20 protein-coding genes and 1 pseudogene are annotated in these 21,197 nt (G+C 73.0%); 12 read left to right on the top strand and 9 right to left on the bottom strand.

Annotation, left to right across the window (positions count from 1 at the left end):
• Positions 1–155: 155 nt before the first annotated feature.
• The 5 genes from ACTMSW_RS27985 (at position 156) to ACTMSW_RS27965 (ending at position 5,665) form a co-directional block, all read left to right on the top strand.
• Complete coding sequence (locus ACTMSW_RS27985; RefSeq protein ID WP_441183710.1) at positions 156–2,759, top strand: glycoside hydrolase family 9 protein; 2,604 nt, start codon at positions 156–158, stop codon at positions 2,757–2,759.
• 325 nt (positions 2,760–3,084) lie between these two features.
• A complete protein-coding gene (locus tag ACTMSW_RS27980; protein WP_441183709.1) occupies positions 3,085–4,332 on the top strand; it encodes an MFS transporter in 1,248 nt (415 codons plus the stop codon).
• Positions 4,329–4,856 carry an N-acetyltransferase family protein gene (locus tag ACTMSW_RS27975; protein WP_441183708.1) on the top strand — a complete coding sequence of 176 codons (528 nt, stop codon included), beginning with the start codon at positions 4,329–4,331 and terminating at the stop codon, positions 4,854–4,856. The genes ACTMSW_RS27980 and ACTMSW_RS27975 overlap by 4 nt, the downstream gene beginning before the upstream one ends.
• Positions 4,857–4,999: 143 nt before the next feature.
• A complete protein-coding gene (locus ACTMSW_RS27970) occupies positions 5,000–5,446 on the top strand; it encodes a VOC family protein (protein WP_441183706.1) in 447 nt (148 codons plus the stop codon).
• Between the two features lie 33 nt (positions 5,447–5,479).
• A complete protein-coding gene (locus ACTMSW_RS27965) occupies positions 5,480–5,665 on the top strand; it encodes a hypothetical protein (RefSeq protein ID WP_441183705.1) in 186 nt (61 codons plus the stop codon).
• A gap of 34 nt (positions 5,666–5,699) precedes the next feature.
• Here the strand turns inward: ACTMSW_RS27965 and ACTMSW_RS27960 are convergent, their stop codons facing one another.
• From ACTMSW_RS27960 to ACTMSW_RS27950, 3 genes are read right to left on the bottom strand one after another with little or no spacing between them, the layout of a single operon-like run.
• Positions 5,700–6,665 carry a TIGR03885 family FMN-dependent LLM class oxidoreductase gene (locus ACTMSW_RS27960; protein WP_441183704.1) on the bottom strand — a complete coding sequence of 322 codons (966 nt, stop codon included), beginning with the start codon at positions 6,663–6,665 and terminating at the stop codon, positions 5,700–5,702.
• A 41-nt stretch (positions 6,666–6,706) separates the two neighbouring features.
• On the bottom strand, positions 6,707–8,119 hold the full coding sequence (locus tag ACTMSW_RS27955; RefSeq protein WP_441183703.1) for an NADP-dependent succinic semialdehyde dehydrogenase: 1,413 nt from the start codon (positions 8,117–8,119) through the stop codon (positions 6,707–6,709).
• Positions 8,120–8,131: 12 nt separating this feature from the next.
• Positions 8,132–8,395, bottom strand: a complete 264-nt coding sequence (locus ACTMSW_RS27950; protein WP_441183702.1) for a DUF6343 family protein — start codon at positions 8,393–8,395, stop codon at positions 8,132–8,134.
• Positions 8,396–8,546: 151 nt separating this feature from the next.
• Here ACTMSW_RS27950 and ACTMSW_RS27945 point away from each other — a divergent pair, with 151 nt between their 5' ends.
• Positions 8,547–9,149: an antibiotic biosynthesis monooxygenase gene (locus ACTMSW_RS27945; protein WP_441183701.1), complete on the top strand. Its 603-nt coding sequence runs from the start codon at positions 8,547–8,549 to the stop codon at positions 9,147–9,149.
• Positions 9,150–9,267: 118 nt separating this feature from the next.
• A complete protein-coding gene (locus ACTMSW_RS27940; protein WP_441183750.1) occupies positions 9,268–10,119 on the top strand; it encodes a GDSL-type esterase/lipase family protein in 852 nt (283 codons plus the stop codon).
• Positions 10,120–10,143: 24 nt separating this feature from the next.
• On the opposite strand, the gene ACTMSW_RS27935 is transcribed toward ACTMSW_RS27940, so the two are convergent.
• The 3 genes from ACTMSW_RS27935 to ACTMSW_RS27925 form a co-directional block, all read right to left on the bottom strand.
• Positions 10,144–10,899 (bottom strand): EcsC family protein, encoded by a 756-nt coding sequence (locus ACTMSW_RS27935; protein WP_441183700.1) that lies wholly within the window; start codon positions 10,897–10,899, stop codon positions 10,144–10,146.
• A 47-nt stretch (positions 10,900–10,946) separates the two neighbouring features.
• The gene (locus ACTMSW_RS27930) at positions 10,947–11,090 is read right to left on the bottom strand and encodes a hypothetical protein (RefSeq protein ID WP_441183699.1); all 144 of its coding nucleotides are present in this window, start codon (positions 11,088–11,090) and stop codon (positions 10,947–10,949) included.
• Between the two features lie 104 nt (positions 11,091–11,194).
• Positions 11,195–12,037 carry a peptidase M23 gene (locus tag ACTMSW_RS27925; protein ID WP_441183698.1) on the bottom strand — a complete coding sequence of 281 codons (843 nt, stop codon included), beginning with the start codon at positions 12,035–12,037 and terminating at the stop codon, positions 11,195–11,197.
• A gap of 408 nt (positions 12,038–12,445) precedes the next feature.
• On the opposite strand from ACTMSW_RS27925, the gene ACTMSW_RS27920 reads away from it, so the two are divergent.
• The 3 genes and pseudogenes from ACTMSW_RS27920 (at position 12,446) to ACTMSW_RS27910 (ending at position 14,682) form a co-directional block, all read left to right on the top strand.
• Positions 12,446–13,366, top strand: a complete 921-nt coding sequence (locus tag ACTMSW_RS27920; RefSeq protein ID WP_441183697.1) for a proteasome assembly chaperone family protein — start codon at positions 12,446–12,448, stop codon at positions 13,364–13,366.
• A gap of 36 nt (positions 13,367–13,402) precedes the next feature.
• A complete protein-coding gene (locus ACTMSW_RS27915) occupies positions 13,403–14,200 on the top strand; it encodes an exodeoxyribonuclease III (protein ID WP_441183696.1) in 798 nt (265 codons plus the stop codon).
• A 161-nt stretch (positions 14,201–14,361) separates the two neighbouring features.
• Positions 14,362–14,682 (top strand): annotated as a pseudogene (locus ACTMSW_RS27910) (antibiotic biosynthesis monooxygenase family protein).
• A gap of 109 nt (positions 14,683–14,791) precedes the next feature.
• On the opposite strand, the gene ACTMSW_RS27905 reads toward ACTMSW_RS27910, so the two are convergent.
• Positions 14,792–15,460, bottom strand: coding sequence for a class F sortase (locus tag ACTMSW_RS27905; protein WP_441183695.1), 669 nt, complete (start codon positions 15,458–15,460; stop codon positions 14,792–14,794).
• Positions 15,461–15,465: 5 nt separating this feature from the next.
• The gene (locus ACTMSW_RS27900; RefSeq protein ID WP_441183694.1) at positions 15,466–15,999 is read right to left on the bottom strand and encodes a hypothetical protein; all 534 of its coding nucleotides are present in this window, start codon (positions 15,997–15,999) and stop codon (positions 15,466–15,468) included.
• Between the two features lie 114 nt (positions 16,000–16,113).
• Here ACTMSW_RS27900 and trmB point away from each other — a divergent pair, with 114 nt between their 5' ends.
• Together trmB and ACTMSW_RS27890 are read left to right on the top strand one after the other, a co-directional pair.
• Positions 16,114–16,827 (top strand): tRNA (guanosine(46)-N7)-methyltransferase TrmB, encoded by a 714-nt coding sequence (gene trmB / locus ACTMSW_RS27895; RefSeq protein WP_441183693.1) that lies wholly within the window; start codon positions 16,114–16,116, stop codon positions 16,825–16,827.
• 101 nt (positions 16,828–16,928) lie between these two features.
• Entirely contained in the window at positions 16,929–19,433 is a 2,505-nt protein-coding gene (locus ACTMSW_RS27890) for a DEAD/DEAH box helicase (protein ID WP_441183692.1), read from the top strand.
• Between the two features lie 71 nt (positions 19,434–19,504).
• Here ACTMSW_RS27890 and ACTMSW_RS27885 read toward each other — a convergent pair whose 3' ends face one another.
• The gene (locus ACTMSW_RS27885; protein ID WP_441183691.1) at positions 19,505–21,133 is read right to left on the bottom strand and encodes a peptidase; all 1,629 of its coding nucleotides are present in this window, start codon (positions 21,131–21,133) and stop codon (positions 19,505–19,507) included.
• Between the last annotated feature and the right edge of the window lie 64 nt (positions 21,134–21,197).

The raw sequence follows: 21,197 nt of genomic DNA, 5'->3' as shown, positions 1-21,197 counted from the left end.
CACTGCGGGCCGCCCGCGAATTCATCAGACCTGGTCGATTGACAGGGGCCCCGGGCACTGGGACCATCGGGGCGATACCTGGGAGCGCTCCCAGATATCGCGCCTCCACCGGCAGTGCCACCACCAGCGCTTCACCCGTCCCGGAAGGACTACCCGTGACGTCATCCCGACCCCGCCTCGCGGCGCTCGCCGCGGCGACCGCCGTCGCCCTGACCGGCGCCAGCGCCGGCACGGCGTACGCCGAACCGCCTCCCGACGCCCCCGAGCAGATCGACAACGGCGACTTCAGCGCAGGGGTCGCCCCCTGGTTCTCGTACGGCACCGGCCCACTCGCGGTCACCGACGGGCGGCTCTGCACCACCGTTCCCGGCGGGCTGGCCAACCCGTGGGACGCCGGCATCGGCCAGGACGGCGTGCCGCTGGTCGCCGGCGCCGAGTACACCCTCGGCTTCGACGTCTCCGCCACCCCCGGCACCGCCGTCAAGGCCGTCCTGCAACTGGGCAGCGCGCCCTACACCACCTACGCCAGCGTGGACGCGACCGCCACCGGCACCGCCCAGCGGTTCGCACAGACCTTCACCGTGCCGGCCGACAACCCCAGCGCCCAGCTCATCTTCCAGGTCGGCGGGAACGCCGCCGAGCAGACCCTCTGCCTGGACGACGTGTCCCTGCGCGGCGGCGACCCGCCGGAGCCGTACGTGCCGGACACCGGGCCCCGGGTGCGGGTCAACCAGGTCGGCTACCTGCCCGGCGGACCGAAGAACGCCACGGTCGTCACCGCGGCGACCGAGGCGCTGCCGTGGCAGCTCCGCTCCGCCTCCGGCGACGTGGTGGCCAGCGGCACCAGCACCCCGCGCGGCGAGGACGAGGCCTCCGGACAGACCGTCCACACCATCGACTTCTCGTCGTACCGGACCCCCGGCGCCGGGCTGACTCTGGTCGCCGACGGCGAGACCAGCCACCCGTTCGACATCTCCGGCACCCTCTACGACCAGCTCCGCTCCGACGCCCTGCAGTTCTTCTACGCCCAGCGCAGCGGCATCGCCATCGACGGGGACCTGATCGGCGACGAGTACGCCCGCCCCGCCGGCCACCTCGGCGTGGCCCCCAACCAGGGCGACACGTCGGTGCCCTGCCAGCCCGGCGTCTGCGACTACTCCCTGGACGTGCGCGGCGGCTGGTACGACGCCGGCGACCACGGCAAGTACGTCGTCAACGGCGGCATCGCCACCTACCAGCTGTTGAACACGTTCGAACGCACCAGGACGGCGGCCACCGCGGGCGGCGGCGCCGCGCTGGGTGACAGCACCCTGCGGGTGCCCGAGCGTGGCAACGGCGTGCCCGACATCCTCGACGAGGCGCGCTGGGAACTGGAGTTCCTGCTGCGCATGCAGGTACCCGCCGGCAAGCCGCTCGCCGGGATGGCCCACCACAAGATCCACGACCGGCAGTGGACCGGACTGCCGCTGCAACCCCACGACGACCCGCAGCCGCGCGAGCTGCACCCGCCGTCCACCGCCGCCACCCTCAACCTGGCCGCCGTCGCCGCACAGTGCGCGCGGCTCTTCGCCCCCTACGACGCGACCTTCGCGGGTCGCTGCGCCACGGCGGCGAAGACGGCCTACGCGGCGGCCAAGGCCCACCCCCAGCGGTACGCCAGCCCGACCGACAGCACCGGCGGCGGCGCGTACGACGACACGTTCGTGACCGACGAGTTCTACTGGGCGGCGGTCGAGCTGTACCTGACCACCGGTTCCCGGGCCTACCTGACGGATCTCAGCGCGTCTCCGCACCACACCGGGGACGTGTTCGAGCCGCGTGGCTTCGGCTGGCAGGGCGTCGCGGCGCTGGGCCGCCTCGACCTGGCCACCGTGCCGAACGGACTGCCGGCCGCCGAGCTGGCCCGCGTCCGCGCCTCGGTCACCGCCGCCGCCGACGACCACCTGGCCGAGCTGGCCCGGCAGGCGTACGGGCTGCCGATGCCCGGCGACGCCGCCAGCTACTTCTGGGGCGGCAACAGCAACGTCATCAACAACGCGGTCGTGCTGGCCACCGCGTTCGACCTGACCGGCGACGCGAAGTACCGGGACGGCGCGGTGCAGGCCATGGACTACATCCTCGGCCGCAACGCGCTCAACATCTCGTACGTCACCGGGTGGGGCGAGCACGCGGCGGAGAACCAGCACAGTCGGATCTTCGCCCACCAGCTCGACCCGGCCCTGCCGAAGCCGCCCGCCGGGTCCCTCGCCGGTGGCCCGAACGCGGCCCTCCAGGACCCGTTCGCGCAGCAGCTGCTGGCCGGCTGCGCGCCGATGTTCTGCTACGTCGACGACATCAACTCGTACGCCACGAACGAGGTCGCAATCAACTGGAACTCGGCGCTGGCCTGGATCGCGTCGTTCCTCGCCGACCAGGGCGACTCCGGTGCGGTGCCGGCGCCGACCTGCGCGGTGACGTACACCAACCACGGCAGCTGGCCGGGCGGCTTCACCACCGGCGTGAGCGTCCGCAACACCGGCACCGCCGCGGTCGACGGCTGGACGCTGCGGTTCGCCTTCACCGGCGACCAGAAGGTGACCTCGTCGTGGTCGGCGGCGGTGACCCAGTCCGGCGCGACGGTGTCGGCGACGAACCTGTCGTGGAACGCGAAGATCGCACCCGGTGCCACGGTGACGTTCGGCTTCAACGGAACCACGGGCGGCGGGGCCAACCCCGTGCCGAACCTCGTCACGCTCAACGGCAGGGCCTGCACGTCCTGACCCGACCGGCCGGCCGGTCCCGCGGGCCCGGCCGGCCCTGCGGCCTGATCACGCTCGAACAGGGAAGTAGTGGCCTCGCGCTCGACGGGAGGCCACTACTTCCGCGATCGGGCACGATCATGGTGGCCTGCGCCTCGGAACACCGGGCCGCAGACAGCCAGCGACATCGGTCCGGCGAGCGCCGAAGCGTCCTCCGGCCGGGCCCGCCGCATCTCGGGCATCGCGTCCCTCCACTGTGATCGGCGTCGCCTTCCTCGGGCACCCTACGCCCTGAACTTCACTCCTAGGGTCGACACATGTCCACCGCCGTCGTTCCCGCCCGGGAGTGAGCCGCTGGTCGGCGGTGTCGCCGCTCCCACCGCCCGGCCGGCTGCGCACCCTCGCCCTGGCCACCCTCGCGAACACCGTCGGCTCCGGGTTGTGGATCACCGGCTCGGCGCTCTACCTCACCCGGGTCGTCGGGCTGAGCGCCGCGCAGGTCGGGTTGGCGCTCACCGTCGCCGGGCTGGTCGGGCTCACCGCCAGCGTGCCGTTGGGCCGCCTCGCCGACCGGCACGACCCGCGTACCGTGCGGGCCGTCGTGCAGGTCCTGCAGGCCGGGGTCGCCGCGTCGTACCTGCTGGTGGACTCGTTCCCGGTCCTGGTGGCGGTGGCGATCGCGGACGCGCTGCTGGTGTCGGGCAACCTGGCCGTACGGGCCGCGCTGGTCGCCGCCGTCGGCGGACCGGAGGGGCGGGTGCACGCCTTCGCCACGCTGCGGGCGGTGGCGAACCTGGGCATCGCGGTCGGTGCCGGCCTCGCCGGGATCGCGCTGGCGGTGGACACGCCGACGGCGTACCGGCTGCTGGTCGTCGGGGACGCCGCGACCTATCTGGTGTCGGCGGCGCTGATCCTGCGGCTGCCCGCGTACCGGGCGGGGCGCCCGGCCGGGGACGCGCCGCGACGGGCGGTCCGGCGACCGCTGCGCGACGGGCCGTTCCTCGCGGTGAGCGCGGCCTCGGCGGTGGTGTCCCTGCACCGGGTGGTGCTGACCCTGGTCGTGCCGCTGTGGGTGGTCGACGCCACCGACGCGCCACCGGTCACCGTGTCGGCGGTGCTGCTGGTCAACACGGTGCTCACCGTGCTGCTCGCGGTACGGCTCAGCCGGGGTGCCCGGGACGCCGGGTCGGCGGCGCGGACGATGCGCCGGGCGGGGCTGACCCTGGCCGTCGCGATGCCCCTGTGGGCGGCCACCGCGGGACTGCCCGCCGGGGCGGCGGTGGCGTTGCTGCTGGTCACCACCGTCGGTTACACGCTGGGCGACCTGTGGCACGGCACGGCCGGCGCGGCACTGGCGTACGACCTGGCCGACCCGGCCGCGGTCGGCGCCTACCAGGGCGTCGACGGCCTGCTCGCCGGTCTGGCCCGGGCGGCGGGCCCGGCGGTGCTGACCTGGGCGCTGCTCGGCCTGGGCCCACCCGGCTGGCTGGCGCTGGGTGCGGTCCTCGCGGCCACCGGCCTGGCCGCGCCGGCGCTGGTGAGGTACGCCCTGGCGCACCGGCCGGCGGCGGCTGTAGCAGGATCGGCACCGTGACCGACGAGATGATCGTGCGCCCGGGCGCTCCGGCCGACGCACCGACGATCCTGCGCCTGCTCGACGACGCCGTGGTGTGGCTGGTGGCCCGGGGGCGCACCGGCCAGTGGGGCACCCGGCCCGCGTCGGCGGACCCGCGGCAGGTCGCCCAGGCCGACGAATGGGCGACCGGCGACGGCCTGTGGCTGGCGGTGATCGGCGACCGGCCGGTGGGCGCGCTGGTCGTCGGGTCGGCCAGCGCGTACGTGCCGGCGGCGACCGAGCCCGAGTTGTACGTGAACCTGCTGATCACCGACCGCGCGTACGCGGGACGGCGGATCGGCGGACGGCTGCTCGCGCACGCCGCGGACCTGGCCCGCGCGCAGGGTGTGTCGCTGCTCCGGGTGGACTGCTACGCCGGTGACGACGGGGCGCTGGTCCGCTGGTACGAGCGGCAGGGCTTCACGGCCACCGAGAAGTTCACCGTGGAGCGGCCCGGCCGGGAGCCGTGGCCCGGTCAGGTCCTCGCCCGCCGCCTGACCTGACCGGTCCTCCCGCGAATCTGGTGAATTTGCGGCTTTCGGGGCCTTTCCGGCGGCGGCTGGTCGAGGATAGTCGCAGGGCCGGCCGGGGGCGCCGGCGCCGGAGGCGTTGACAGGTCCCTGCCCTCGCAGGAGGAGCCGCCAGCATGGACATGAAGCTCGAGTTCGTCGTGCTGCCCGTCGCCGACGTGGGCCGGGCCAAGAACTTCTACGCGGCGCTGGGGTGGCGTGAGGACGCCGACATCGGCGAGGGGGACGGCCGGGTGGTGCAGCTGACACCGCCCCGGTCGGGCTGCTCGATCATGTTGGGCCGCAGCCTCACCACGGCCGCGCCCGGCTCGACGCAGGGCCTGTACCTGGTGGTGGACGACGTCGAGGCGGCCCGGGCCGAGCTGGCGGGCCGCGGCGTCGAGGTGAGCGAGGTGTTCCACGACGCCGAGGGTGGGTTGCCCCGCGCGAACGGCGGAGGACGGGTCCCCGGGCTGGCCCCGGAGCGGGCGAGCTACTTCTCGTTCGCCTCGTTCAGCGACCCGGACGGCAACGTCTGGTTCCTGCAGGAGATCACCACACGTCTGCCGGGCCGGCTGTGGTGAGGACCGGACCGACGACGGCGAAGGAGAAGTCACATGCAGGCGTCCTATGACTCGGTGGACGAGCTGGCATCCGCGCTGCGGCGGGCGGAGGCCGCGCACGGCCGCTACGAGGAGGAGACCGGGCGCCCCGACCCGGACTGGCCCGCCTGGTACGCCCGGTACATGGTGGACGAGCAGGCCGAGGGCGCCGCGGCGACCGGGTCGGGTGGGGGCGCCTGATCGGGTGCGCTGACGCGCCGCCGGTGCGGACCGGTCAGCCGGCGGTGCGGAGTTTCGGCAGCACCTCCGCGCCGAACGCGTCGATGAAGGCCCGCTGCTCCTGCCCGACGTGGTGCAGGGCGATCTGGTCGAAGCCCAGCGCCACGTACTCCTCCAGCCATGCGACGTGCCGGCCCAGGTCGGCCGAGACGTTGACGACGTCGGTGACCGTGCTCATGGGGACGTCGGCGGAGACCACGTCGAAGTGCTCGGCCGTCTCCAGGTCCCAGCAGACCGGCGGCGCGAAGACGTTGCTGCGCCACTGGTCGTACGCGACCGCCTCCGCCTCGGCCTGGTCCGGCGCCCAGCTGACGTGCACCTGGAGGTGCAGCGGCCCCCGGCCACCCGCCGACCGGTAGGTGTCGATCATCCGGCGCAGGCGCTCGACCGGGGCGTTGACGGTGATCAGCCCGTCCGCCCACTCGGCGCACCACCGGGCGGTGGCCTCGCTGACGGCCGCGCCGATCAGGGCCGGCGGCTGCTCCGGCCGGGTCCACAGCTTCGCCCGGTCCACCCGGACCAGCCCGTCGTGGCTGACCTCCTCGCCGGCCAGCAGTGCGCGGATCACGTCCACGCACTCGCGCAGCCGGGCGGTGCGGATGTCCTTGCGGGGCCAGCCGTCGCCGGTGATGTGCTCGTTGCTCGCCTCGCCGGTGCCCAGCGCGGCCCAGAACCGGCCCGGGTACATCGCGCCGAGGGTGCCGATGGCCTGGGCGATGATCGCCGGGTGGTAGCGCTGTCCGGGCGCGTTGACCACGCCGAACGGCAGGTTGGTGGCCTGGAGCGCCGCGCCCAGCCACGACCAGGCGAACCCGGACTGGCCCTGCCGCTCGCTCCACGGCGAGAAGTGGTCCGAGGACATGGCCGCCCCGAAGCCGGCCTGTTCGGCGTGGACGACCGCCTCCAGCAGGCGGCTCGGGTGGATCTGCTCGTGGGAGGCGTGGAAGCCGAACACCGTCATGGGCACCCTTCGTACCCACGACGGCGTGCGGCTAAAGCTGCCTACTCGGCGTGCGCACCGGCGCCGGCCGACGCGGCGCCCTCCCCCACCCACACGGTCTTGGTGTTGCAGAACTCGCGCATGCCCACGGCGGACAGCTCCCGGCCGTACCCGGAGTTCTTCACGCCGCCGAACGGCAGCTCCGGGTACGACGTGGTCATCCCGTTGATGAACACGTTGCCGGCGACCAGATCGGTGGCGAACCGCTCCTGCTCCTCCGGGTCCCGCGTCCACGCGTTGGAGCCCAGACCGAAGGCGGTGCCGTTGGCCACCTCGATGGCCTCGTCGTACGACGACACCCGGTAGAGGCCGGCGACCGGCCCGAAGACCTCCTCCGCCCACATCCGCATCTCACGCGTCAGGTCGGTGACCACCGTCGGCGGGTAGTACCAGCCCTGACCGTCCGGCTTCTGGCCCCCGCAGAGCACCGTGGCGCCCTTCTCGACGGCGTCGCGGACCTGGGCGTCGATCTCGTCCCGCCCGCGCTCGCTGGCCAGCGGCCCCACGTCGGTGCCCTCGTCCATCGGATCGCCGACCCGCAGGGCCGCCATGTGCGCCGCGAAGCGCTCGGCGAAGGCGTCGAACACGTCGGTGTGCACGATGAACCGCTTCGCGGCGATGCACGACTGGCCGTTGTTCTGGCAGCGGGCCGTGGTGGCCACCTCGGCGGCCCGGTCCACGTCGGCCGAGGGCATCACCACGAACGGGTCACTGCCGCCGAGTTCCAGCACGGTCTTCTTCAACTCGCGGCCGGCGATCTGCCCGATGGAACGGCCGGCACCCTCGCTGCCGGTCAGCGTCGCCGCCCGCACCCGCGGGTCGGCGAGGATCTTCTCGACGGCCTCGGACCCGACCAGCAGCGTGGTGAAGGCGCCCTCGGGAAAGCCGGCCCGGCGGAACAGGTCCTCCATCAGCAGGGCCGTCTGCGGCACGTTCGAGGCATGCTTGAGCAGCCCGGTGTTGCCCGCCATCAGGGCCGGGGCGGCGAACCGCATCACCTGCCACAGCGGGAAGTTCCACGGCATGACCGCGAGGACGGGGCCGATCGGCTCGTACCGGACGAACGCCCGGGTCGCCTTCACCGCCGTCGCGTCGGCCGGCGAGTCGGCGAGGAACTCCGGCGCCTTCGCCGCGTAGAAGCGGCAGGCCGTGGCGCACTTCGTCACCTCGGCCTTCGCCGACGCGTACGTCTTGCCCATCTCGGTGGTCATGATCCGGGCGATCTCGTCCCGCTCGGCCTCCAGCAGGTCGGCCGCCGCGACGAGCCACGCGCCCCGCTGGGCCACGGTCGTGCCGCGCAACTGCCGGTACGCCAGGTCGGCCCGCCCGATGGCAGCGTCGACCTGCTCGTCCGACATCGCCTCGTACGTCTTGAGCACCGCTGAAGTGGCGGGATTGGTGGTGGCGATGGGCATGGCCTGCTCCTGTCACTCGAACAGTGAGTGCCGCACGCCCGGCTCCTCCCGGCGACGGGCGGCACGACGGCGCTGGATGACGACCAGGTCGACCGCGGCGACCACCGCGAAGAGCGCGCACACGACTCCCAGCCACACCACGTCCGCCGCGAAGGCCAGCACGGCGAAGACCGCCATGGTGACCAGACCGAAGCCGGCGAGCACGAGGCGGAGGTTGAGGGCGCTGTACGCGTGGCCGACCGTGCCACGGGCGCGCCGGGGCTGCGATCTCGTCATCACACCGACCTACCCGTCCTCCGCGCACTTAACCGCGCCGCTCCCGGCCACCGGGCCGGTGTCGGTGTGCGCCGTCACGGCCGTCGTGGGTTGCGTTACACCCGTGCGCCGCGTGCCGTCGATCGCCGTGTCCGACAGGGAGTATGGACGCGTGACCATGACCCACGCGATGCCGGTGACCGTCGCCATCGCCCGGCGCGCCGATCCCGCCCGGACCGACGAGATGGTGGCGTGGATGCGGGCCGGCACCGCCCTGGCCGAGGCGTTCCCCGGTTTCCTCGGCGCCGGGTGGGTCCGCAGCGCCCCCGGCTCGGGCGAGTGGCACATGCTCTACCGGTTCGCCGACGACGAGACGCTGCGCCGGTGGGAGGAGTCGCCGCAGCGGCACTGGTGGCTGACGTCGGCGCAGGGCATCGTCGAGCACACCCGGGTCGAGAAGCGGACCGGCATCGAGGGCTGGTTCGACCCGGTGTCGGCGCCCGTGCCGGAGACGGTGCCGGTCAGCGCCGAGCCCACCGTTCCGCCGCCCTCGCCGCCGCGCTGGAAGCAGGCGGTGACGATCTGGCTGGCCTTCTTCCCGCTCAGCCTCACCGCGACGCTGCTGACCAGTCGTTTCCTCCCGGACGTGCCGCTGGCCCTGCGGGTGCTGATCATGACGCTGACACTGACGCCGCTGATGACGTACCTGGTGCTGCCCCGGATCACCCGGGCCCTGCACTGGTGGCTCCACGGCCAACGGGCCCCCTGGCGCTAACACATCCTCCGCGGCGGGCGGCAGCCTTCTGCCGCAAACCCGACAGCACTTCGCGTCATCCCGGCCACGCGCATAGAGTTACCGCGCTGTCGCTCTCCGCTGCGAGACCGGGGGAATGATGCCTCGACGTTGGGTCGCCGCCCTCGCGTGCCTGGTGGCGCTGGTCGCGCTCGCCTGCGAGGGAGGCGGTGAGGCCGCACCCCGGCCCACCCGCGGGACACCCTCACCCGGCGCCACCGGTGGCATCGCCGCCCTCGGCGACTCCATCAGCACCGGCTTCGGCTCCTGCGTCGTCCTCGCCTCGTGCCAGCGCAACTCCTGGTCGACCGGGGACGGGCTGCGGGTCGACAGCATCTACCGGCGGCTGCTGGACGACGACGCCGCGCTGCGGGGCCGGGCCCACAACCACGCACGTCCGGGCGCGCGGGCCGCGTCGCTGGCCGGTCAGGCCGAGGCGGCCGTACGCGACCGCGCCGACCTCGTCACCGTGCTGATCGGCGCCAACGACGTCTGCCGTGGCGGCATCGAGGCGATGACCCCGGTGACCGATTTCCGCAAGGAGGTCGACCGGGGCCTGCGCGTCCTACGCACCGGCCGGCCCAAAGCCCGGGTGCTGGTGGTGAGCATCCCCGACCTGTACCGGCTCTGGGAGGTCGGGCACACCGACGAACGGGCGGTACGCGTCTGGCGCCGCGGCCTCTGCCCGGCGCTGCTGGCCAACCCCACCTCGGACGACCCACTGGACCAGGCCCGGCGCACCAACGTCCGGGAGCGCATCGACGCGTACAACAAGCAGTTGGCCGCGGCCTGCCGGGCGTACGGGTCCCGGTGCCGCTACGACGGCGGCGCGGTGCACCGGGTGCGGTTCACCCTGGACCTGGTCAACCCGCTGGACTGGTTCCACCCCAACGCCGCCGGCCAGGACCGGCTCGCCGCGGTGACCTGGCGCGCCTGGGGGCTGTCCGGCTGACACCACCCCGGCCGGGGTCGCACCTCAGGGGCGACGCTGCCCCGGAACGGTGCCGCCGTGCTGGCGGTAGAGGGCGCGCGAGCGCTCCGCCAACTCCTTCGTCGCCGACGAGTTGGCCCACGTGCCCAGGATGATCGCCGCGCCCGGCACCACCTTCGCGAAGACCCGCTTGGCGGCCCGCACGCCCGCCATCTGCGCCAGCCGCACACCGAGGCGCACCATCACCTTGCCCAGCGGGTTCTGCCCGCCGGACCCGAAGAGGGCACCGGCGCGTTCCCGGCCGGCGGCCACCCCGAGCGCGAGCCGGGCGCTCTCGGCGACCTTGTGCACCTTCTGCAGCACCAGCAGGTCGGTGGCCCGGTCCGGTTGCGTCGGGTCCACCCCGAACGCGGCGGCGACGTGCAGCACCATCCGCGCCTGGGTCCAGGCCAGCACCCCGACGTCGATCACCGCGCCGGGCAGCCCCGCCGCGCCGGACACCGCGCCGGAGAGGCGGGCGTGGTTGACGAACTTGCGGACCGCCTGGTCGGCGAGGGCCTCCGGCGACGCCGCCGGCTGCTCGGCGCGCACCCGGGCCGCCCACTGCGCCGCCTCGGGTCCGAGCCGGCGCACCGCCTCCAGGGCGAGGTGCTCCGGAGCGTACTGCGGGTCCTCCCGCATCCGGTCCCACAGCCCGGCCGGGGGCGCCTCGGGCACCTCCGGCGGCGAGGTCCGCGCGACCGCGGGCGGCTGCGGCGGCAGGGCTGCGGGCTGGCCGTCGAGGGGCGCGGAATCGGTCACGAGATCTCCCGGAGGGTCACCAGAGGGCGGGGACGGGGCGCGGGGGGTCAGCGGCGCTTCTGGAGCTTGGCCGCCAGGCCCCGCAACTTCTGCTGGTTGGCGGGCTTGGCCATCTCCCGCCGGCCCCGGTCGACCAGCTGCTGGCCCTTGGGCGAGCGTAGGAACGCGGTGAGTCGCTGCATCAGTGACATGTCGTCCTCCTGTCGGTGCTGCCTGCATCATGTGTACATCGCAGCGACAACATCTGTACCCAGGACGCCCGAACCGCAACCGTCCACAATGGTCGGTCGGCAGCCTACCGCCCGGCGTCGAGGACCGCGTCGACGACCTCGGCGGCCCGCCACTCGTGCTGGGCGTAGTGCTCTGGGAATGCCGAGACCTGCACCGCCTGCGCCGCGTCGGTGAGCCGCATCTGCTGCCAGCCGGGCACCTGGTCGAGGGCGGCGAGGAACTGGCGGGTGGCGAACGCGGGGTCCATCAGCTCCCCCACCTCGCCCCAGCCGCTGCTCGGGCGCTGCTGGAACAGCCCCACCGAGTCGTGGTCCCACCCGATCGCCTGATGCGGGTAGTTCTGCGACTCGGGGAGCACCCCGCTGGCGTAGTTGTAGAGGGTGCTCTCCTGCATGGCGGTCGCGACGGCGATCACCAGCGCGCGCCGGGGCATGTCCATCTTCTGGCCGGTCCGCACGATCGCCTGGGCGTTGCGCATCTGGGCACGGTCCAGGCCGGCGACCGGAGCCGCGACGGTCGACCTCGGCCTCGGCTTCGGCCTCGACTTCTTCGTGGGCGCGGGGCGGACGTCCGGGTCGGCAGCGCGCGGCGAGTCCTTCTGGCGAGCCCCGGACCGGTCGTGGTCCCGGGAGGCCGCGCCCGGCTCGGCCCGCTCCAGCGGAGCCGCGACCGTGTCGATCCGGGTCGCTTCGGCGGCGGCCTCGCCGCGGGTCTGGGCGACCGCGGTCAGGCCGAGGCAGCAGACCAGGCCGGCCGCGAGGGCGACCCGGACCCGGCCGGGTCCGCGCAGCAGGTCCCGGGTGTACGCGCTGACGGTGGTCGGCCGAACGGACGAGGGGGTATCGTCCGAACGGTCAGCGGCGTCACCGGGGGTGCGGTGGTCGTCGAGGGAGTGGTTGTCAGGCATCAGCCGAGGCTAGGCAGGCTCCTCCTTCGATCACGCATGGTGACCACGTGGCGCTCGTCACGAAACCACCCCCGGCGGGGGGACGTCCCGGCACGGCGGCGACGCCGAGGGGACGGACCTCGGGATCCCGGCAGACCTCGCCCGCCACCCGGGCCGGCAGCCCCGGGTCCGGAAGGGGACGAACCGGCACCGGCCCCACCGTGATCACCCAGGTCCCCCGTTCGGGGGAGGAGCACGTGGCCGGTCGGCCGGCGGCGGTCTCGTCGCGTCCCGGGCGGTTCGTTTCCGGCCGGGCCGGACCGGCGGATCCGTCGCGGGAGGAATGCAGGAGGATGGCGGGAGCGTTCCCCGAACCGGGCGCCGTCCGCGAACGGTGACCCGTTGGCACATCCAGGGAGGTCCGTACCGGTGCTCGACCCACACGAGCTCTACGAGCTCACCGACGAACTGCCCGACCTCGGGCAGCCGGTCCTGATCCAGGCCCTCACCGGCTTCGTCGACGCCGGCAGCGCCGGCCGGTTGGCCCGCGAGCAGCTGCTCACCTCGCTGGACGCCCGCCCGATCGCCCGGTTCGACCTCGACCAGCTCTACGACTACCGCTCGCGCCGGCCGGTGATGACCTTCGTCGAGGACCACTGGGAGTCGTACGACGAGCCGGCGCTGGAGCTGCACCTGCTCCGGGACGACGACGAGACCCCGTTCCTCCTGCTCAGCGGCCCGGAACCGGACCTGCAGTGGGAGCGTTTCGTGGCCGCCGTCGCCGGGCTCTCCGCCCGACTGGACATCCGGCTCACCGTCGGGCTCAACGCGATCCCGATGGCGGTGCCGCACACCCGGCCCACCGGGGTGACCGCGCACGCCACCCGCCCCGAGCTGATCGCCGGCTACGAGCCGTGGCTGCAGCGGGTCCAGGTGCCCGGCAGCGTCGGCCACCTGCTGGAGTACCGCCTCGGGGAGCAGGGCCGCGACGCGCTCGGCTTCGCCGCGCACGTGCCGCACTACGTCGCCCAGACCGAGTACCCGGCCGCCGCCGAGGTGCTGCTGACCTCGGTGTCCCGCAGCACCGGCCTGCTGCTGCCCGGGGACGGGCTGCGCGCGGCGGCCGAGGTCGTCCGGGTGGAGATCGACCGGCAGGTCGCCCAGACCGAGGACGCCGGCGCGCTGGTCCGGGCCCTCGAGGAGCAGTACGACGCGTTCGCCCGGGGACGAGGCGGAAAGAACCTGCTCGCCCCGGACAGCGGGCCGCTGCCCACCGCCGACGAACTCGGCGCCGAGCTGGAACGGTTCCTGGCCGAGCAGACCCGCCCCAACGACACCCCCGGCACCTGACCGGCGGGACGACCCGGTATGGGGCAGGCTGGAACCATGCGCCTGGCGACGTGGAACGTCAACTCGGTGAAGGCCCGCCTGCCCCGGCTGCTGGACTGGCTGGCCGGGACCGAACCGGACGTGGTGTGCCTCCAGGAGACCAAGTGCCCCGACGGCGCCTTCCCGTCCGACGAGGTCGGCGCGCTGGGCTACACCGTGGCCAGCCACAGCGACGGCCGGTGGAACGGGGTCGCCATCCTGTCCCGGGTCGGCCTCACCGACGTGGTGGTCGGGTTCCCGGACGAACCCGGGTTCCCCGAGCCGGAGGCCCGAGCCATCTCCGCCACCTGCGGCGGGGTCCGGGTCTGGTCGGTGTACGTACCGAACGGCCGCGCGCCGGATGATCCGCACTACGCGTACAAGCTCGCCTGGTTCGCGGCCCTGCGCGACACCCTGGAGACGGAGCTGACCGGGAGTCTGCCGCTCGCGGTCTGCGGCGACTTCAACGTCGCGCCCACCGACGCCGACGTGTGGGACCCGGCGCTGTTCACGCACTCCACCCACGTCACGCCCGCCGAGCGGGCCGCCCTCGCGGCGCTGCGCGACCTGGGCCTGTCCGACGTGGTCCCCACGCCGATGAAGGGCCCGCACCCGTACACGTACTGGGACTACCGCGCCGGGATGTTCCACCAGAACAAGGGCATGCGGATCGACCTCGTGTACGCCTCGGCGCCGTTCGCGCGGGCGGTCCGGTCCGCGTACGTGGACCGGGAGGCCCGCAAGGGCAAGGGACCCTCCGACCACGCCCCGATCGTGGTCGACGCCGACCTCGTCCCCGCCGTCGAATCCTTCTGAACCGCTGGGCTGTCCCACCCGGTCGCGCCCCGGTGGTCCCGCTGCCGCCCAGTGGTTCCGCCCACCACCCGCACCCGTCCTAGGAGGCTAGCTTCGTGTCCCTCGGCCGGCTCGGGTGCGGGCTGGCCGATCCGGGGCGCGATGTCTGGTTAGGGTGGGGTATGGCAGTTGTAAAGATCAACGCGATCGACGTCCCGCCCGGTGCCGGCGAGGAGTTGGAGAAGCGCTTCGCGGCGCGGGCCGGCGCGGTGGAGAACTCCCCCGGCTTCCTCGGCTTCGAACTGCTCCGCCCACTCGCCGGCGAGAACCGCTACTTCGTCTACACCCGCTGGGAGAGCTAGGAGGCGTACCAGGCGTGGGCCGCCGGCCCCTCCCGCGCCGCCCACGCCTCCGCCCCCGGCGAGCAGCAACGCCCCCCCGTCGCCTCCGGCGCCACCCTCCTGGAGTTCGAGGTGGTCCAACAGGTCCCACCCCGCCGCTGACCCCGTGCCCCCTTTGTCGGCCGAAGCGCGCAGTTTCACGGAAACAGTGGCTGTTTCGCGGCGGATGGCCACTGTTTCCGTGAAAGAACGCCCTCTCCGGGGGGTGGGGTCAGGGGTTGCGGGAGCTGATTAGGGAGGCGAAGGCGATCACGTTGTCGGCGTACCCCGTGCGACCGCCGAGCCAGTCGCCACCGCAGGTGATGAGTCGCAGACCGGGTGGGCCCGAGTCACCGTAGATCCGGTCGGCCGGCAGGCGGTCCTTCGGGAAGTGCTCCACCGAGTCGACGCGGAACACCACCACCGAACGGTCCGCGCGGCTCACCTCGATCGTGTCGCCGGGACGCAGCTTGTGCAGGTCGTAGAAGACCGACGGCCCGCGCCGGGTGTCGACGTGCCCGACGATCACCGCCGGTCCCGGCTCGCCCGGGGTGGGGCCGCGGTCGTACCAGCCGGTCTCCTCGGCCCGCTCCAGCGGCGGTACGGCGATGGAGCCGTCCCGCGCCTGGCCGACCGGCTCGACGTCGGCGGTGATGCCGATGGTGGGTACCGAGAGGCGCACCGGACGGCTGGCGGTCAGGCCGGTGCGCTCGCTGCGTGCCGGCTGGTCGTCGGCGGTGGTGGCCCAGTCGAAGGGACCGGCGGTGCGACCGAGGCCGGCGCCGGTGGCGAAGACGCCGACCAGCACCAGCACCACCGCGAGGGGCACCGACCAGGGGCTCCGGCCGGGCCGGCGCCGGGCCGTGGTGGCGGCCCGTGCCGGGGACGAGGGGGTGGTCATGGTGGTCAGCGCCGGGCGACGCCGCGGGGTCGACGGGTGGACACCACCCAGAGGACCAGCCCCACCACGGTGAGGGCGACCCCGCCGGGAAGCAGCAGGCCACCGGTGAAGCCGCCGGCCCCGCCACCGAACCCGGTCGCCGGGCCGCGGCTGGACGGCACCCTCTTCACCACCTGCAGCATGGTCGAGGCGGTCTCGCCGTCGCGGCACTCCAGCTTGACGCGGTAGTTGCCGGGGCGGGTCCGGTCGCGGACCATCGGCGCGGCGGTGAGCAGGCCGCGCTGCGGCTGCACCTGCACGCGGCCGAAAGCGTCGGAGACCACGGTCGCGGGGATCGAGTTGTCCCGGCAGCTCGCCTTGATGCCGACCAGGTAGCCCGGCTCGACCGTGCTCGGGCTGACCTCGACGAAGACGGTCGGACCGGGCTGCGAGGGCTGCGGCTGGGGCTGCGCGGCCCGGACCGGGCCGGCCGCGAGGAGCGGACCGACGAGCGCGGCCATGATCGACAGTGCCAGGCCACCGCGGGTCACCCTCACCACAACCCCCTCCCGGCGTACGCGTCGCACCCGTTTGGTCGTACGGGATGGATCCTCTCATCCCCGGGCGAACATCACATCCGATACGGCGCGGTCGTCGCGTACGCTCGGGTGGTTGTGACCTCCACCGACGCGCACGCCGCCACCGCCCCGCGGAGCATCCGCACCTTCCACCCGCGCCGCGGCCGGATGAGCGGCCGCCAGAAGGCGGCGCTCGAGCGGCTGTGGCCGCTCTACGGCCTGCTCGTGCCGGACGCCTGCGCCACCGGCCTGGATCCCGCCGCCCTGTTCGGTCGCCGGGCACCGCTGGTGCTGGAGATCGGTTCGGGAATGGGCGACACCACCGCCACGATGGCCGCGAACGACCCGGATCGAGACTATCTGGCGGTCGAGGTGCACACGCCGGGAATCGCCAACCTGCTGGACCTGATCGAGCAGCGTGGGCTGCGTAACGTGCGGGTGGCCGAGGGGGACGCGCTCGACCTGGTCCGGAGCCTGCCGGAGGGTTCGCTGGACGCGGTGCACGTGTTCTTCCCCGACCCGTGGCCGAAGTCCCGACACCACAAGCGGCGGATCATCCAGCCCACCCACGTGGCACTGCTGCGCTCCCGGCTGCGGCCGGGTGGCACGCTGCACTGTGCGACGGACTGGGCCGAGTACGCCGAGGCGATGCGGGACACCCTCGACGGTGATCCGGGGCTGGTGAACGCGTACGACGGCTTCGCCCCGCGCCCGGCGCACCGCCCGGTGACGAAGTTCGAGCGCCGCGCCCTGGTCGCGGGCCGGCCGATCGCGGACCTCATCCACGTGAAAGGAAGGGCCCCCGCTTAACGCCTGGTGAGGTGGAAGGGCCCCCTCTTAACGCCGAGCAAACGCCGAGCGCCCACCCGGCTGGCGCGGCGGCTCATGATCCAGGCACCATGGGAGCCGCCATGACACTCACCGCCGCGCTGCCGAAGAGCCCAGACCCCGACACCCTGTACGACGCGTTCGCCAGTTGGGCGTCCGAGCGCGGCCTCAACCTCTATCCCCACCAGGAGGAGGCGGTCATCGAGATCGTCTCCGGCGCCAACGTGATCATGAATACGCCGACCGGCTCGGGCAAGAGCCTGGTCGCGATCGCGGCGCACTTCGCGGCCCTGGCCGACGACCGCACGACCTTCTACACCGCCCCGATCAAGGCGCTGGTGTCGGAGAAGTTCTTCGCGCTGTGCGAGGTGTTCGGCGCGGAGAACGTCGGCATGCTGACCGGTGACGCCAGCGTCAACGCGGACGCGCCGATCATCTGCTGTACGGCGGAGATCCTGGCCAACCTCGCCCTGCGGGAGGGTTCCCGGGCCGACGTCGGCCAGGTGGTCATGGACGAGTTCCACTTCTACGCCGAGCCGGACCGGGGCTGGGCGTGGCAGGTGCCGCTGATCGAGCTGCCGCAGGCGCAGTTCGTCCTGATGTCCGCCACGCTCGGCGACACCACCCGGTTCGTCGACGACCTGACCCGGCGCACCGGCCGGCCGACCGCCACCGTCCGCTCGGCCGAGCGGCCGGTCCCGCTCCTCTTCTCGTACGCGATGACGCCGCTGCACGAGACCCTGGAGGAGCTCCTGCAGACCAAGCAGGCCCCGGTGTACGTCGTGCACTTCACGCAGGCCGCCGCGCTGGAACGCGCGCAGGCACTGATGAGTGTGAACGTCTGCACCCGGGCCGAGAAGGACATGATCGCCCAGGCGATCGGGAACTTCCGGTTCACCTCCGGCTTCGGGAAGACCCTGTCCCGGCTGGTCCGGCACGGCATCGGCGTGCACCACGCGGGCATGCTGCCCAAGTACCGCCGCCTGGTGGAGACCCTCGCCCAGGCCGGCCTCCTCAAGGTCATCTGCGGCACCGACACCCTCGGTGTCGGCATCAACGTGCCCATCCGCACCGTGCTGTTCACCGGCCTGTCGAAGTACGACGGGGTACGCACCCGGCTGCTCAAGGCCCGGGAGTTCCACCAGATCGCCGGGCGCGCCGGCCGGGCCGGCTTCGACACCCTCGGCCGGGTCGTCGTCCAGGCTCCCGAGCACGTCATCGACAACGAGAAGGCCCTCGCCAAGGCCGGCGACGACCCGAAGAAGCGCCGCAAGGTGGTCAAGAAGAAGCCGCCGGAGGGCTCGATCGGCTGGGGCGAGCCGACCTTCCAGCGCCTGGTCGAGGCCGAGCCGGAGCCGCTGACCTCCAGTTTCCAGGTCAGCCACTCGATGCTGCTCAACGTCATCGGCCGCCCCGGCGACGCGTTCGCCTCGATGCGGCACCTGCTCACCGACAACCACGAGGACCGGGCCGCCCAGCGGCGGCACATCCGCCGGGCCATCGCGATCTACCGGGCGCTGCGCGCCGGTGGGGTCGTCGAGCAGCTCGACGCGCCGGACGAGGCCGGTCGACGGGTCCGACTCACCGTCGACCTGCAGCTCGACTTCGCCCTCAACCAACCCCTGTCGCCGCTCGCCCTGGCCGCGATCGAACTGCTCGACGTGGCGTCCCCGTCGTACGCCCTCGACGTGCTCTCGGTGATCGAGTCGATCCTCGACGACCCCCGCCAGGTGCTGTCCGCGCAGCAGTTCAAGGCCCGCGGCGAGGCGGTCGCCGCGATGAAGGCCGAGGGCATCGAGTACGAGGCACGCCTCGAACTGCTCGACGAGGTCACCTGGCCCAAGCCCCTGGCCGAGCTGCTGGACTCGGCGTACGAGATGTACCGGCAGGGTCACCCCTGGGTCGCCGACCACCAGCTCTCCCCCAAGTCCGTCGTACGGGACATGTACGAGCGGGCGATGACCTTCACCGAGTACGTGCAGTTCTACTCCCTCACCCGCTCCGAGGGGCTGGTGCTGCGCTACCTCGCCGACGCGTACAAGACGCTGCGGCAGACCGTGCCCGAGGACGCCAAGACCGAGGAACTGGTCGACCTCATCGAGTGGTTGGGCGAGCTGGTCCGCCAGGTCGACTCCAGCCTCATCGACGAGTGGGAGCGGCTGCGCAACCCGTCCGACGTGGCCGAGGTGGCCTCCAGCCTGGAGGACCGGCCACCGGCGGTCACCCGCAACGCGCGGGCGTTCCGGGTGCTGGTGCGCAACGCGCTGTTCCGCCGGGTCGAGCTGGCCGCGCTTCGCCGTTGGGACCTGCTCGGCGAGTTGGACGCCGCGTCCGGGTGGGACGCCGACGCGTGGGCGGACGCCCTGGAGCCGTACTTCGATTCCTACGACGCGATCGGGGTCGGGCCGGACGCGCGCGGGCCGGCGCTGCTGATGATCGAGCAGGGCTCCCAGCGGTGGACGGTGCGGCAGATCCTGGACGACCCGGAGGGCGACCACGACTGGGGCATCAGCGCCGAGGTCGACCTGGCCGCCTCCGACGAGGCGGGTGCCGCGGTCGTACGGATCACCTCGGTCGGTCAGCTCTGAGCCCGTCACACGGATCGGCGGGGGTGGGACCGGGTCTCCGGTCCCACCCCCGCCGGGTGTACTGGCGCTGATCAGTCGCGCGGGGCCTGCAGCACCACGCGGCGACGGCGGAACAGCACGAGCAGGACGGCACCGAGCGCGAGCACGGCGACGCCGGTGCCCGCGAGGGCCATCGCCGGAGCGCCGGTGACCGGCAGCCCGCCGCCGGAGCCGCCGTCGTCGTCCCCGCCGGAACCGCCGCCGGAGGCGAAGACGATGCGGGCGGTGTTGTTCGCCGGCTTCGACTCGGTCGACGAGGTGGCGCCGTCGACGACGATCGTGCCGTCGGCACCCGGCGCGGACTTGATCTTCAGCTTGACGGTGGCCGTGATCCTGCCGTAGCCCGAGGCGACGGACGGGAACTCACTCTCGAAGTTGCACCGCAGCTTCGCCGATTCCGGCTCGACCCGCCCCGGGGTGCCGTCGGTGTAGCACCACTCGGCAGGCAGCAGGACCGTGCCGGTCGGCGCGGTGATGAGCACACCGGGACCACCGCCGTCCGACGGTCCGTTGTTGACGACCTCGTAGGTGAGGTCGACGGTCTGCCCGACCGTGCCCGTGACCGGCTTGGCGGTGACGGCGACGTCGAGGGTGTTCGGCTTGCTCCAGAACAGGAAGTCCGCGTAGTTGTCCTGGTCGTCGAGCTCGCGCTGCACGACGCTCTGCCGGGCGAGACCGGCCTTCACGGCCTTCGCGTGCAGCCCACGGGCGGCAGCGGCGAACGACGGCCCGGTGCCCTTGGCGCGCGCGCCCGCCTTCGCCGCGCGTGCCTCCTCGGCGAGGGCGGTGCTGAACAGCCCGTAGTGCTCCTGCGGACCGGACAGGTTACGGCCGAACGTCAGGTTGAACAGTGACGTGCCGGTCTCCTCGTCGAAGAACAGCAGACCTTCACCGGGTGCCAGGGTGAGCGGAACCACGCAGGTGACGGCACTCGGTCCGTACACGTAGGGCGCACCGGTGTCCTTCGGGTAGTAGTCCGTGTAGGTGCAGTCGCTGTAGCGCTCGGCGAAGGTGGCGCCGGTCGGCGCGTCGACGGAGATCGTGAAGTTCGTCGCGTCGCTGTCGCCCTCGTTGTAGACGCCGGTGTGCAGCGGAGCGGTGTCACCGGGGCCGAGACGGGCCGCCTCGCTGTTCAGGTTGTCGGCGGCGGCGACCAGGTCAGCGCCGGACAGACGCACCGTGACCGGGAACGTGGTGGTGTTGTCGTCCGGGTTCGCGTCGTCCTCCGCGCCGGCGATGGCGACACCGACCGAGCCCGCGTCGCCGGCTGCGGCACCCGGGCGGCTGGCGAGCGACAGCGGGTACACCGTCTCGGTCTGGCCCGCCTCGAGCACTCCGATGAGGCAGGTGACCTTCTCGCCCTCGAGCTTGCAGGACTCCATCCACTCCGGAACGGAGGCGACGACGCGGTCGGAGACCCCGCTCAGGTCGAGGGTGATGGTGACCGCGGTGGCCCGCGCCTCGCCGTAGTTGTAGAGGAACATGCCGATGTACGTGCCGCTGTTGTCGATCTCCGCCACCGGGTCGGTGGTGAACGAGACGGACAGGTCGGGCAACGGGTCCGCGGCGCGGGCGGGCGCCGCGGGGCCGAAGAGTGCGGTCGTGGCCAGCACCGCCACGACGGCGGCGAGGCGCGGCCAACGGGCCGTCAGGGATGTCATCTGTGCTCCGAGGGTGACGATGGGAGCCCGCACTCTAACCAAAGATCACCTGCGCTGATGTCCC

The organism is Micromonospora sp. BQ11 (assembly GCF_052068135.1).
Lineage (GTDB): Bacteria > Actinomycetota > Actinomycetes > Mycobacteriales > Micromonosporaceae > Micromonospora.
This window is presented reverse-complemented; position numbering and strand designations above follow the sequence as displayed.